The 12330-nt window shown below is 63.4% G+C and carries 13 protein-coding genes and 1 pseudogene; 2 read left to right on the plus strand and 12 right to left on the minus strand.

The genetic code is table 11. The annotated features are described in order from the left end of the window. The first annotated feature begins 25 nt into the window (after positions 1-25). On the plus strand, positions 26-880 hold the full coding sequence (locus NP503_RS13945; protein WP_127272206.1) for a sugar phosphate isomerase/epimerase: 855 nt from the start codon (positions 26-28) through the stop codon (positions 878-880). Between the two features lie 74 nt (positions 881-954). Here the strand turns inward: NP503_RS13945 and phnE (NP503_RS13950) are convergent, their stop codons facing one another. The 12 genes and pseudogenes from phnE (NP503_RS13950) to phnG all read right to left on the minus strand — a co-directional run bounded on the left by phnE (NP503_RS13950) (position 955) and on the right by phnG (position 11352). Continuing rightward, positions 955-2505 carry a phosphonate ABC transporter, permease protein PhnE gene (phnE, locus tag NP503_RS13950; protein ID WP_127272207.1) on the minus strand — a complete coding sequence of 517 codons (1551 nt, stop codon included), beginning with the start codon at positions 2503-2505 and terminating at the stop codon, positions 955-957. 4 nt (positions 2506-2509) lie between these two features. Next, positions 2510-3484: a phosphonate ABC transporter, permease protein PhnE gene (phnE, locus tag NP503_RS13955; protein WP_127271835.1), complete on the minus strand. Its 975-nt coding sequence runs from the start codon at positions 3482-3484 to the stop codon at positions 2510-2512. Between the two features lie 74 nt (positions 3485-3558). Beyond that, positions 3559-4467: a phosphonate ABC transporter substrate-binding protein gene (phnD, locus tag NP503_RS13960; protein WP_127272208.1), complete on the minus strand. Its 909-nt coding sequence runs from the start codon at positions 4465-4467 to the stop codon at positions 3559-3561. A gap of 84 nt (positions 4468-4551) precedes the next feature. Beyond that, positions 4552-5409, minus strand: a complete 858-nt coding sequence (gene phnC, locus NP503_RS13965; protein WP_127267986.1) for a phosphonate ABC transporter ATP-binding protein — start codon at positions 5407-5409, stop codon at positions 4552-4554. Between the two features lie 312 nt (positions 5410-5721). Next, a pseudogene (locus NP503_RS13970) lies at positions 5722-6339 on the minus strand (DapH/DapD/GlmU-related protein). After that, complete coding sequence (gene phnL / locus NP503_RS13975) at positions 6336-7043, minus strand: phosphonate C-P lyase system protein PhnL (RefSeq protein WP_127267987.1); 708 nt, start codon at positions 7041-7043, stop codon at positions 6336-6338. Before phnL ends, NP503_RS13970 begins: the two are co-directional and overlap by 4 nt. Before the next feature lie 37 nt (positions 7044-7080). Continuing rightward, positions 7081-7857, minus strand: a complete 777-nt coding sequence (gene phnK / locus NP503_RS13980) for a phosphonate C-P lyase system protein PhnK (protein ID WP_127267988.1) — start codon at positions 7855-7857, stop codon at positions 7081-7083. Beyond that, positions 7854-8753 (minus strand): alpha-D-ribose 1-methylphosphonate 5-phosphate C-P-lyase PhnJ, encoded by a 900-nt coding sequence (locus NP503_RS13985; RefSeq protein ID WP_127267989.1) that lies wholly within the window; start codon positions 8751-8753, stop codon positions 7854-7856. The genes phnK and NP503_RS13985 overlap by 4 nt, the downstream gene beginning before the upstream one ends. Next, positions 8750-9169 (minus strand): FosX/FosE/FosI family fosfomycin resistance hydrolase, encoded by a 420-nt coding sequence (gene fosX / locus NP503_RS13990; protein WP_127267990.1) that lies wholly within the window; start codon positions 9167-9169, stop codon positions 8750-8752. Before fosX ends, NP503_RS13985 begins: the two co-directional genes overlap by 4 nt. Continuing rightward, positions 9166-10278, minus strand: coding sequence for a carbon-phosphorus lyase complex subunit PhnI (locus NP503_RS13995; RefSeq protein WP_127267991.1), 1113 nt, complete (start codon positions 10276-10278; stop codon positions 9166-9168). Before NP503_RS13995 ends, fosX begins: the two co-directional genes overlap by 4 nt. Position 10279: 1 nt before the next feature. Beyond that, positions 10280-10891: a phosphonate C-P lyase system protein PhnH gene (gene phnH, locus NP503_RS14000; protein ID WP_127267992.1), complete on the minus strand. Its 612-nt coding sequence runs from the start codon at positions 10889-10891 to the stop codon at positions 10280-10282. Further along, positions 10891-11352 carry a phosphonate C-P lyase system protein PhnG gene (phnG, locus tag NP503_RS14005; RefSeq protein ID WP_127267993.1) on the minus strand — a complete coding sequence of 154 codons (462 nt, stop codon included), beginning with the start codon at positions 11350-11352 and terminating at the stop codon, positions 10891-10893. The genes phnH and phnG overlap by 1 nt, the downstream gene beginning before the upstream one ends. A 131-nt stretch (positions 11353-11483) precedes the next feature. Here phnG and phnF point away from each other — a divergent pair, with 131 nt between their 5' ends. Beyond that, positions 11484-12236 carry a phosphonate metabolism transcriptional regulator PhnF gene (gene phnF, locus NP503_RS14010; protein ID WP_127267994.1) on the plus strand — a complete coding sequence of 251 codons (753 nt, stop codon included), beginning with the start codon at positions 11484-11486 and terminating at the stop codon, positions 12234-12236. Positions 12237-12330: the final 94 nt, after the last annotated feature.

Here is a 12330-nt window from a genome sequence, read left to right on the forward strand (position 1 = left end):
GGGGGATTCAAGGGGAGGGGCGTCGATGAAAATCGGCATGTGCATGTTCTTGTGGACGACGGCCGTGTCGAAGAAACACGAGCCGCTGTTGCGCGACATCAAGGCAACGGGCTTCGATGGCGTCGAGATACCGATCTTCGCCGGCGCGCCGGACGATTATAAAAAACTCGGCGATCTGCTCGACCGCATCGGACTGGAGCGGACCTCGGTTTCGGCCATGGGCGATCCGGCGATGAATTTGATCTCGGCCGACGCGGCGACGCGCAAGGCCGGTGTCGACTATATGAAATGGGCGATCGACTGCGCGCAGGCACTTGGCGCCGACACGCTGAGCGGCCCGCTGCATTCGACGCTCGGGTCGTTTTCCGGCTCCGGACCGACCTCTGCCGAGAAAAAGCGCTCCGTCGCCTCGCAACGCGCGATCGGCGACCATGCCGGCAACAAGGGCGTCACCATCGGGCTCGAGGCGCTGAACCGCTTCGAATGCTATCTCCTCAACACGATGGCGGATTTGTCGGAGCATATCGACGCCATCGACCGGCCGCACATCAAGGCGATGTACGACACCTTCCACGCCAATATCGAGGAGGCCGACCCGATCGGCGCCTACACGAAACACCGCAGGAATGTCGTGCATATCCATATTTCGGAGAATGATCGCGGCGTGCCGGGGCGCGGCAACATTCCCTGGACCGAAACGTTTTCCGCCATCCGCAAGAGCGGCTATGACGACTGGCTGACGATCGAGGCGTTCGGCCGTTCGCTCAAGGATTTGGCGGCGGCAACGAAGGTGTGGCGCGATTTTTCCGAGAGCCCTGAAGCGGTTTATCGGGATGGGTATAAGCATATCAGGAACGGGTGGAAGAGGGCCGGCGCCTGAGACGCGAGCCGAAGGTCGGCGAAGCAAAACCGGTACCACCTTTGCTTCGTCGACCTTCGATTCAGGATCGTGGTCTAAGCCGCCGGCAGCAGGCGGGCGGAGGCGCCCCGCGCGCGCTCGTCGTTGCCGTTTCCGACGGTCCCCATCAGTTTGCGGCGGAGATAGTTGGAGATATTGTCGAAGACAAAAACGACAATCAGGATCAACAGCACCATGTAGAAAACATTGGCCCAGTTGGTGCCGGTGCGCATGGCTTCCCATAATTTCAGACCGATGCCGCCGGCACCGACGGCGCCGATGATTGTCGCCGAGCGGGTGTTCGATTCCCAGAAATAGAGGGATTGGCTAAGGAACACTGGCAGAACCTGAGGCAGCACGCCGTAGCGTTGCACCATTGTTGGTGTGGCGCCCACCGAGCGGATGCCTTCGCGCTGCTTGTCGTCGATGTTTTCCAGCGCCTCGGAATAGAGCTTGCCCAGGGTTCCGGTATCGGTGAAGAAGATCGCCGACATGCCGGCCAGCGGCCCCGGACCAAAGCCGCGGGTGAAGAACAGCGCCCAGATCAGCATGTCGACAGACCGCAGGAAGTCGAAGAAGCGTTTTGTCGCCTGGTTGGTCAACCAGTTCGGCGTGATGTTGCGCGCAGCCAGGAAGGCGAGCGGAAAGGCGACGACCGAGGCCAACACTGTGCCGACAAAAGCCATGACGATGGTTTGCAGAAGCTTCAGCCACACGTCGCCGTGTTGCCACTCGGCATTGTAGAGGATGTTGTCCCAGGCAAGCGCTGCGTTTGACCTCGACGGATCGATGCGTTCTCCGGAGACGATCAATGAAGCGACCTCGCCAAACGATTTTCCCCAGAATGGCGAATTCGTGTCAAACACAAAATTCGCCCAACCAAAAAACCGCCTCCAGGCGATCACCTCGTCATTTTGCACTTCAGCGCGGCCCAAAAATCCGAACGAGACATAGGCTGTCGAACCTGGCTTGCGTTGCTCTATCCAGTCAGGCAGCGGTGTGCGCGGCGTGACAGACCTGTCCTTGGCAATGTCGAAGACGACGCTTTCGGCGCCGCGCGTCACCGTGACAAGATTTGGCGCAATGGCGATCTGGCCGCTGCCAAGGACGACGGTCGCCGCCACCACGGCCTTTTCGCGCACCGTTTTGGGCGCGGCCGGAACTGGTTTGTCTGGCGAGGGGGCCGGATTCTCGGCCGTTGGCGCGCCAGCCGCCATGAACGAACCCTGCGACGACTTGTCGGTCGCGGTCGCCGGTGCCGGTGCGGCGTCGACCCGCCGCTCGACCTCGGCAATCTGCTTGATAACCCAGTCGGGATTTGGATTGGATCCCAGTTTGGAGAAACGAGAGTAGTCGATGGTCAGATAGCCGTCCTTGAATTCGATGTCCGGGCGGATTTCGTAAGACACCCAGTCGGCGAGATAAGCGCCGGCCAGGTTCCAGTTCGCCTTTCCGAGAACGATGCCGATCGAGAAGAACCACGAGCAGTAAAAGGTGTAGAGGATGCATAGAAGGATGCCGAACGGGGCGGCATAGCGCTTCCATAAAGGCCGCTGAAACGCATCGGGATAGCGAGCGGCGATGTCGTTGATGGCGTCGGCGTTCATTGCGTTACTCTCCGCGCCCGTATGCGAACGCCTGCCTGCCGACGAGACGTTGTCTCAGCCATGCCGAAAACTGGTCAACGGCGACAATCGTGCAGAACAGCAGAAACACGATGGCTATGGTCTTGGCCTCATGGCCCCGGCTGATCGAAAGACGCAGGGATTCGCCGATGCCGCCGGCGCCGACGGCACCGAGAATGGTCGAAGCGCGCACATTGATCTCGAAGCGGAGCAGGAAATAGCTCATGAAGTTGGGCAGAACCTGAGGCACCATGCCGAACCACACCCGTTCGACCCAGTTGGCGCCAACGGCCCGCAAGCCTTCGTCAGGCTTCATGTCGGCGTTCTCGACCACTTCGTAGAACATTTTTCCGAGCGCGCCGACGGTGTGGATGCTGACCGCGAGGATCGCTGGAATGGGCCCAAGCGAGAAAATCGCCAGAAAAAAGCCGGCAATGACGATTTCCGGAAAGGCGCGGACAATTTCGAGGAAGCGGCGCGTGGTGAAGCGGAGCCAGCGGCTGGCCGTCACGTTGCTTGCAGCCAGGAAGCAGAGCAGGAAACCGAAGGTGGAGCCGACCAGGGTCGAAAACAGCGCAATGTTCAGGGTCTCGATCATCCGGTAGAAATACTCCGGAATGTAGATGCCTTGGGTCAGGTAGACCCGGCCTTCGGGATAGTCGAATTTGAGGCTGCCATCGTCATAGGGCGACGGCAGGTCGAACAGCGCGCGCACCGGGTCGAACCAGTCGCGCGGCTTCAATTCGACGAAAAAGTCGGCGATGTGGGGAAGGCGGTCGAAGAACTTTCCGGCGTTGGTCTCATTGGCGAACCAGAGCGAGCCCGAGAGCGCAAGCAACAGGAAAACCAGGCCTCCGATCGTGTAGAGGCGCCGGCGAGCGGCGAGGTCGCGCCAGTGCCGCTCGGCTAACGCTCCTTCCGTGGAGAGCGCAGGCGCGCGGTAAATTTCGGTCGCACTCATCGATGGTTCCCCAGCCCGTGACGCGGCAACGCCGCCGGCGGCACTTTGGCCCCGGCGGCGTCGTGCCTTTTGGCTTACGAGCCGATCTTCGCCTTACGAGCGTCGATGATCGCCTGATAGAATTCCGGGGTGACCGGCGAATAGCTCTTGAAGTCGCCGCCTTGCACCGCCGCGAAACAGGCCGGGTCGGTCTGCGGAAGCTTGGTCAGGAAATCGGTGATCTTCTGCTTGGTGTCGGCGTCGAGCGAGGTGCGTATGACCAGCGGGCCGTTCGGGATCAAGGGGGACTGCCACAACTCTACGAGGTCGTCCATCTTGAGGACACCCTTGTCGACCATCTTGCGCAGATTGCCGGAGCTGTAGCCATCCTTGAAGTCGCCGACGCCGGAGGCCCAGGTGGTGCCGGCATCGAAGGTGCCCTTCAGAACTTCAAGGACAAGCTGTTCATGGCCGCCGCCGAAACCGGTCGACGCGAAATAGCTCTTCACATCCATGCCGATGTCTTTGGGCAGCGAGGTGACCGGGACCAGGTAGCCGGAAGTCGAATCGGGATCGGCGAAACCGAGTTTCTTGCCCTTCATGTCAGCGAGTGTCTTGATGCCGGAATCCGCACGGGCGACCATAACCGAATGGTAGCCGGTCGAACCGTCGGTCTGGACCGTCGTCAGGATCGGCTGAACCGCGTCCTTGTTCTCGAGGTAGACCTTGGCGTAGGCGGAAGCGCCGAGTTCGGCATAGTCGAGCGTGCCGCCGAGCAGACCCTGGATGACGCCGTCGTAGTCGGCGGCCGGGAACAGCGAAACTTTCTCGACGCCGAGAACTTGCTTGATGTGGTCGGCGAAGCACTGGTAGTTGCGCAGACGGTCGGCTTCGTTCTCGCCGCCCAGAATGCCGACGCGGAATTCCTTCAGATCCTGTGCCTGGACCGAGCCCATCGCCATGGCCATGACGGAAACGGCACCGAAAAGTATCTTTCTAAACATCTCGTCTCTCTCCTGTTGGTCCCGGCATCGCGCCGGCTGCGTTGGGATATGATGCCCTTGACGCGGGCTGGCGATCCAGGTCGCTCAGTAACCAGGAAAGGCTGGCTCAAGCGGTCCGGCGGATGCGGCGATTTTTTGCTTGATGATGACACTGGTCGAGGTGATGGCCTCGGAGATTTCGCCGCCGCTGCTGTCGGCGCCGTAGACCATGCGCACGGCCTCGCGGTTGAGCTCTTCCGGCGGGCCGTCGAAGACGACCTTGCCGGCAGCCATGCCGATGATACGGTTGCAATAGGTGCGGGCCGTGTCCAGCGTGTGCAGGTTGGTGATCACGGTGATGCCTTCGCGCAAATTGATATCCTGCAGCGAATCCATAACCACCTTGGCGTTGAGCGGATCGAGTGACGCGATCGGCTCGTCGGCGAGGATCACCTTCGGCTGCTGCATCAACGCGCGGGCAATGGCGACGCGCTGCTGCTGGCCACCCGACAAGGTGCCGGCGGCCTGCAGCGCGGTGCGGGCGATATCGAGACGCTCCAGCGCTGCTATCGCCTCGGCTCGTTCCTCGCGGGAGAAGATGCCGAGCAGGTTCGACATGGTGGAGCGGTGATTCAGCCGGCCGAGAAGCACATTGGTCAGCACGTCGAGGCGCGGCACCAGGTTGAACTGCTGGAAGATCATGGCGCAATCGCGCTGCCAGCGCCGTAGTGGCGAACCGCGCAGCTGGGAGACCTCGGCGCCGTCAAAAAAAATCGACCCCTGGCTGGGATCGATGAGACGGTTGATCATGCGAAGAAGGGTCGATTTGCCGGCGCCCGAACGGCCGATGACGCCAACCATCTGACCCTGCGGGATCGCGATGTTGATGTCGCTGACGGCAGTGTTCTTGCCAAATCGTCGGGTGACACCGCGGATTTCGAGCGTGGCGGAATTTGCTGGCATGGGGGCAGGTTCCAGGTCCGGACCATTGATCGTCAGGCTCTCGCCTAGCGCAGCCACATGAACCTGCCGTGTCGCGGTGATGTCAGTTTTGTTACGCTCCACAGGCTGGAGTCTAGTGTCGACCCTGGGTCAGCAGTCGAAGGTGATTTGGAACGCGGGCCTGGCGAGCTGGTGCCATCAAGCGTTCCAGACAAGGGCCGTCATGGCGCCGATGCTGGTGTCGAGAGGCATGTCATGCGGATAGTAGGGGCCGGGGCGGTTTGTGATAATGCCCCGCTGCCCCGCGTCAGTGACCGCCATTCCTGGACGTCGCTATCCACCATATTTCTCTAGGAACGTCTCGGCCTCAAGCTCCCGGAAATCATCCAACGCGGCGCGCAGCCTTGCATGGTCCCAGTCTCACCAGGCGAGCGCCTGGTAGCGTTCGGCCGTGCGGCGATCGAAGCGCTCGCGGATCGGTTTGGCCGGCACGCCGCCGACAATGGTATAGGGCGCGACATCTTTCGAGACCACCGCACCCGCGCCGACCGCGGCGCCATCGCCGACGGTGACGCCGGGCAGGATAGTCGAGCCGTGACCGAGCCAGGTGTCGTGGCCGATGGTGACGCGTTTGGCGCGGCGCTGGGCGAAGAATTCTGTCTCGTGCTCGGCATCGTCCCAGTAGTCCGAGGCGCGATAGGTGAAGTGATGCAGCGTCGGCCGCCAGGTCGGGTGGTTGGTGGCGTTGATGCGAACGCTGGCCGCGATGTTGGCGAACTTGCCGATCGTCGCGCACCAGACGGAGCAGTCCTGCATCATGTAGGAATAGTCGCCGAGTTCGCTTTCCGAGACCCGGCTGCGGTCGGCGATCTCGGTCCAGCGGCCGAGCGTCGAATTCTGTACATCCGCCGTCGGGTGGACCAGCGGCGTCTCGGACAATTTCCTGGTCATGCGGCGATTTTTCCGGACGCGAACGCGGTGACGTCGATGATGCGGTCGGCAACCGCCTCGCGCACGTCGTGGTCATGGAAGATGCCGAGCAGGGCGACATCAGCCGCCTTCTTGGCGGCGATGAGTTCGATCACGACGTCGCGGTTCCTGGCGTCGAGCGAAGCGGTCGGTTCGTCGAGCAGCAGGATCGGATGCTCGGTGATGAAGCCGCGCGCGATGTTAACGCGCTGCTGCTCGCCGCCGGAAAAGGTCGCAGGCGGCAAAGCCCAGAGTTTCTCCGGCAGGTTGAGCTGTGCCAGCAAGGCGCGCGCCTTGCCGCGGGCAATCTCGCGATCCTCGCCGCGCTCGACCAGCGGTTCGGCGACGACATCGAGCGCCGAAACGCGCGGCACGGTGCGCAGGAACTGGCTGACATAGCCGATCGTTTGCCGGCGCACCGCAAGCACGGTGCGAGGGCTGGCGGTGGCCAGGTCGATCAGCCCGTCATCATGCGTGACGATGATCTGGCCTTCGTCGACGGCGTAGTTGCCGTAGAGCATCTTCAGGATCGAGCTCTTGCCGGCACCGGACGGGCCGCCGAGCACGGTGCATTCGCCGGCCCTGATCGAGAACGAGACACCGGCGACAACAGGCAGTTTGATGCCGTCACGCAGATGCATGGTGAAGCTCTTGGCAACGCCGGAAACAACGAGCGGGGTTGCCATCAGAAGGTTCTCCAATCGTCAGTCGTTTGCGTCATCGTCAAACCTGCAGAATCGAGGAAACAAGCAATTGCGTGTAAGGCGCGCGCGGGTCGTCGAGCACGCGGTCGGTGAGACCGCTTTCGACGACGCGGCCGTCCTTCATCACCATCATGCGCTGCGACAAAAGCCGCGCCACGGCAAGGTCATGGGTGACGACGATGGCCGCCAGACCAAGATCGGTGACCAGACCGCGCAGCAGGTCGAGCAGGCGCGCCTGGACCGAGACGTCGAGGCCGCCGGTTGGCTCGTCCATGAACACCAGACGCGGGCCGGTGACGAGGTTGCGGGCAATCTGCAGGCGCTGGCGCATGCCGCCGGAAAAGGCGCGGGGCTCGTCGTCGATGCGGTCCTCGTCGATCTCGACGCGCGATAGCCAGTCGACGGCGGTGGCGCGGATCTTGCCGTAGTGGCGGTCGCCGACCGCCATCAGCCGCTCGCCGACATTGGCGCCGGCCGACACCGTCATGCGCAGGCCGTCGGCCGGGTTCTGGTGGACAAACCCCCAGTCGGTGCGCATCAGGAAGCGGCGCTCGGCCTCACTCATGCGGTAGAGCTCGCGGAACTGGCCGTCGCGCATGCGGTAGCTGGCGCTGCCGGAGGAGGGCAGCAGCCGCGTCGACAGGCAGTTGAGCAATGTCGTCTTGCCGGAGCCGGACTCGCCGACCACAGCCAGGACTTCGCCCGGCCACAGGTCGAAGGAGACGTTGTCGCAGCCGACGCGCGAGCCGTAGAATTTGGAGAGCGCCGAGACGCGCAGCAGCGGTTCGTCGGTCATTGCGCCGGCTCCATTTTTTCCGAGGCAAGATGGTTCTCTGAAGCAAGGTGGCCGTGATGGCCGTCCGCCCGCCGCTTCTCGCAATGATCCGTGTCGGAGCAGACGAACATGTGGCCTCCATGGTCGTCGAGGATGACCTCGTCGAGATAGACATTCTCGGCCGCGCACAGCGCGCAGGGCTGGTCGAAGGTCTGCACCTCGAACGGATGATCCTCGAAGTCGAGGCTGACCACTTCGGTGAAGGGCGGCACCGCATAGATGCGCTTTTCGCGCCCGGCGCCGAACAGCTGCAGCGCCGGCGAGCGGTGCATCTTGGGATTGTCGAATTTCGGCGTCGGCGACGGGTCCATCACATAGCGGCCCTCGACCTTGACCGGATAGGCATAGGTGGTGGCGATGCGGCCGTGTTTGGCGATGTCCTCGTAAAGTTTCACATGCATGAGGCCGTATTCTTCCAGCGCATGCATTTTCCGCGTTTCGGTCTCGCGTGGCTCGAGGAAGCGCAAGGGTTCCGGGATCGGCACCTGGTAGACCAGCACCTGGCCCGCCGTCAGCGGATGCTCGGGAATGCGGTGACGGGTCTGGATGATGGTGGCGCTGGCGGTGTCGGTCGTCACCGCGACGTTGGCGACCTTCTTGAAGAAGGCGCGGATCGAGACCGCGTTGGTGGTGTCGTCGGCGCCCTGGTCGATCACCTTGAGCACATCGTCTGGGCCGATGATCGAAGCGGTGACCTGGACGCCGCCAGTGCCCCAGCCATAGGGCATCGGCATTTCGCGCGAGGCGAACGGCACCTGATATCCCGGGATGGCGATGCCCTTGAGGATCGCGCGGCGGATCATCCTTTTGGTCTGTTCGTCGAGATAGGCGAAGTTGTAGGTGGCGATGTCGGTCATGATGCGACCTCAAATCCCTTGGCGTAGCGCGCCAGCCGCTCATTGAGCGTGCCCGTGTGCAGTTCGAACATGTGGTTGTCGTCGTCGTAGAAATAGATCGAGCGGCCCTCGCCCTCGACGCGCGGGCGCGGCGGGCGCATGTCGAGGCCGAGCTTGCCGATGCACTCGGCATAGTGGTCGAAATCGGCGTCATCGATCTTGAAGGCGATGTGGTTGTAGCTGCGCTCCGGCAAGGGCTCGCCCTCCATGATGGCGACCCAGATGTCGCCGATCAGGAAGAATTTTTCGCGCGACACCGAGAACTGCTCGGCATCGCTGGCATAGATTTCGCGTGCGTCGAATACGCCCTCGAGGATCTTGGTCATCCGCTCGAGATCGCGGACGATGAAGGTCATGTGGGAAAGCCCTTCGATCATTCCGCGGCCTCCCGCTTCTCTTCGACCTTCACGGGGTTTTGGTGGGCGTCGTGTTCGGCGCGCATGCGGCGCACGAGGTCGAGTTCGGCCTGGAAATCGACATAGTGCGGCAGCTTCAGATGCTCGACGAAGCCGGTCGCCTGGACATTGTCGGAGTGTGAGATGACGAACTCCTCGTCCTGGGCCGCGGCGACGACATCCTCGCCGAGCTCCTTCGCGCGCAGCGCCCGGTCGCAGAGCGCCATCGCCATCGCCTTGCGCTCGCTCTGGCCGAAGACCAGGCCGTAGCCGCGGGTGAACTGCGGCGGCGCCTTGGCCGAGCCTTTGAACTGGTTGACCATCTGGCATTCGGTGATGCGGACAGTGCCGAGCGGGACAGCGAAGGGCAGTTCGGGAACGTCGAACTCGAGCTCGACCTCGCCGATGCGGATCTCGCCGACGAAGGGATGGTTGCGGGCATAGCCGCGCTGGGTGGAATAGCCGAGCGCCAGCAAAAAGCCCTCGTCGCCGCGCGACAGCGCCTGCAGGCGGATGTCGCGCGCCATTGGGAATTCCAGCGGCTCGCGGGTGATGTCGCCGGGGACATGGTCCTGCGGCATGTCGCCATCCGGTTCGATCAAGCCTTCGCGGGCGAGGATGGCCGAAACGCGCGGCATGGCTTGCGCTTCCGTCTCGCGCAGCAAGGGCTCGGCGACCTCGGCCCCCGCGGCAAGCTCGGGATCGAGCAGTCTGTGCGTGTAGTCGAAGGTGGGCCCGAGCAATTGGCCGCCGGGCAGATCCTTGTAGGTCGCCGACACGCGCCGCTCGACCAGCATGGTGGCGGTGTCGATCGGCTTGGAGTAGCCGAAGCGTGGCAGCGTGGTGCGATAGGCGCGCACCAGGAAGATCGCCTCGATCATGTCGCCGCGCGCCTGGACGATGGCGAGCGCGGCCAGCTCCCGATCGTAGAGCGAGCCTTCGCTCATCACCCGGTCGACGCCGAGCGCCAGCTGCTCGACGATCTGGTCGAGGCGAAGCGCCGGCACCGAACGGTCGCCGCGCCGGCGGTCGGCAAGCAGGCTGTGGGCGTTGGCGATTGCGGCTTCGCCACCTTTTACCGCGACATACATCTTACGCCTCCATCGTCTTGATGCGCGTCGTGCGCGGCAGGCAGGCAATGCCGCCTGATGTGACGAGGATGATGTCGACGCCACGCGGAAAGCGCTTGATGTTCTGTTTCCACTGCTCGACGAAATGGCGCGGCATCTGTGCCGGCGCGATCGTGGCGCTGGTTTCGATGCCGGGACCTTCGAGCAACAGCGGCGTGCCGGAGACGAGATCGCCGACTTGCAGGATCAACGTGGTCGAACGGTCGGGATAGTCCTGCGTGCCCTGCGAAAAACCATCAAGCGACATCATCTCGGCCGGGGCCGCGATGAAGGCGAAATGCGCATCGGCCGGTGTGTTGGCCACGGGCGCGCCAGTGTGGAACCCAAGCCAGGATCTGATCGCGGCGGAAGCTTGCAGGGCCTGGTCGAGCCAGAGCGGGGTGTCGTTATCGCACAGCGCCAGTGCGATGGCGCCGGCGGTCGCCGAGAGCGGCGCCGGCGGGCGGGCGAAGGCCGGCAGCGGCTGCACGCTGCCCGGCCGAGCCATTGCGTCCATGACGGCGCGGAACACGGTCTGGGCGTCGAAGACCGGATCGGCGAAACCGCCCTCGATCGATTGCGCTGCAATGTCCATCAGTCTTCTCCGCGAACCATGGTGAAGAAATCCACCTTCGTTGCCGCCGTCTCGGCGCGGCGTTTTTCATGCGCTGCGGTTAGAGCCGACCGCAGGGGCGCTATCAGCCCGGTCTCGACCTCATTGCGGCGGGCAGGGTCCTGCCACAGCGCGTCGGCGATGGCCGCCAGCTTCGCCTTCTGCTTGTCGCGGCCAAGCGCATAGCAATGGCCGACCTGACCGGAGGGCAGCCGGACGGTGGCGCGGGTAACGGTCGCCTCGCCGACATTGAAAGGGGCGCCGCCGCCGCCGATGCGGCCGCGCAGGGTGACAAGGCCGGTTTCGGGGCCGCGCAGCAACTCGGCGTCCGAAGGCAGTCCGGCCTCATTCCAGAGCCGTACGATGTCATCGCCGCTGGATTGCGCAAGGGTTGCCATGGCGGCCTTGCGCTCGGCCTGGTCGCGGGCTTCCTGTCCTCGCATAAGCTATCGTCCTCGTGGCTAAATTTGTCTATTGATATAGACAACTATACAAATTATACCTATTATCTAGCGCGTGTCCATGACGGGTGGATGACAGCGATAGAAGACTGGGCGCTGGAAGGTGGGGGGCAATGAGGGTCGGGCGGCTGTCAGCGGACGGCATCGAGCGGCGCAGTGGCGTTTCGCTGTGGCGGCAGATTGCCGACAAGATCCTGCATGCGATCGCCATCGGCGATTTCACGGAGAATGCAGCGCTGCCGCCGGAGGTGGCGCTGGCAGAACGCTATGGCGTCAACCGTCACACGGTGCGCAGCGCCATATCGGCCCTTGTAAGGGAAGGCGTGCTGCGGGCCGAGCAGGGGCGCGGCACCTTCGTGCTGTCGCGCAAGCGGCTGTCCTATCCGATCGGGGCGCGCACACGCTTTTCGACAGGACTGCAAGGGCAGACGACGGAACGGCACATCGTCCTGCTCGCCTCGTCGGTCGAGCCGGCCAGCCAGCGCGTCGCCGAGGGACTGGGTCTTCCCAAGGGAGCCGATGTGATCCGGTTGGAAACGCGCGGCGAAGCCGACGGACGGCCGGTGTCGCGCGCTGCCGGCTGGTTCGAGGCCCGGCGCTTTGCCGGCATCGATGCCGCGATGGCGGAAACAGGCTCGATCACCGCATCGCTGGCGCGGTTCGGCATAGACGACTATCTCAGGCAATCGACCGTGCTGTCGGCGCGCCATGCCGATGCGGCGGACCTTGCCGACCTCGACCTGCAGCCGGGCGCCATCGTGCTGGTCACGGTTGCCGTCAACGTCACGCCGGACGGCCAGCCGATCCAGTTTTCCGAGTCGCGGTTTCCGGCCGAACGGGTGGAGCTGAAGCTGTCGGCGCTGTAGGGAGTGGACAGCTCGGTCGCGCTTATTTTTCAGCGACTTGGCGTTTGAGGACCGCCTTCCCCCACTCCGTCTCGGCTTCGCCGAGCCACCTCTC

It is taken from the genome of Mesorhizobium sp. SEMIA396 (assembly GCF_024518615.1).
Classification (GTDB): Bacteria; Pseudomonadota; Alphaproteobacteria; order Rhizobiales; family Rhizobiaceae; genus Mesorhizobium.

Coding starts and splice junctions, on each gene's coding strand:
- phnG (WP_127267993.1), bottom strand. CDS start 11,352: ATGCGAGGACAGGAAGCCCGCGACCAGGCCGAGCGCAAGGCCGCCATG.
- phnL (WP_127267987.1), bottom strand. CDS start 7,043: ATGGCAACCCCGCTCGTTGTTTCCGGCGTTGCCAAGAGCTTCACCATG.
- phnC (WP_127267986.1), bottom strand. CDS start 5,409: ATGCCAGCAAATTCCGCCACGCTCGAAATCCGCGGTGTCACCCGACGA.
- phnD (WP_127272208.1), bottom strand. CDS start 4,467: ATGTTTAGAAAGATACTTTTCGGTGCCGTTTCCGTCATGGCCATGGCG.
- phnE (WP_127272207.1), bottom strand. CDS start 2,505: ATGAACGCCGACGCCATCAACGACATCGCCGCTCGCTATCCCGATGCG.
- fosX (WP_127267990.1), bottom strand. CDS start 9,169: ATGATCGAAGGGCTTTCCCACATGACCTTCATCGTCCGCGATCTCGAG.
- NP503_RS13985 (WP_127267989.1), bottom strand. CDS start 8,753: ATGACCGACATCGCCACCTACAACTTCGCCTATCTCGACGAACAGACC.
- phnF (WP_127267994.1), top strand. CDS start 11,484: ATGAGGGTCGGGCGGCTGTCAGCGGACGGCATCGAGCGGCGCAGTGGC.
- phnE (WP_127271835.1), bottom strand. CDS start 3,484: ATGAGTGCGACCGAAATTTACCGCGCGCCTGCGCTCTCCACGGAAGGA.
- NP503_RS13945 (WP_127272206.1), top strand. CDS start 26: ATGAAAATCGGCATGTGCATGTTCTTGTGGACGACGGCCGTGTCGAAG.
- phnK (WP_127267988.1), bottom strand. CDS start 7,857: ATGACCGACGAACCGCTGCTGCGCGTCTCGGCGCTCTCCAAATTCTAC.
- NP503_RS13995 (WP_127267991.1), bottom strand. CDS start 10,278: ATGTATGTCGCGGTAAAAGGTGGCGAAGCCGCAATCGCCAACGCCCAC.
- phnH (WP_127267992.1), bottom strand. CDS start 10,891: ATGGACATTGCAGCGCAATCGATCGAGGGCGGTTTCGCCGATCCGGTC.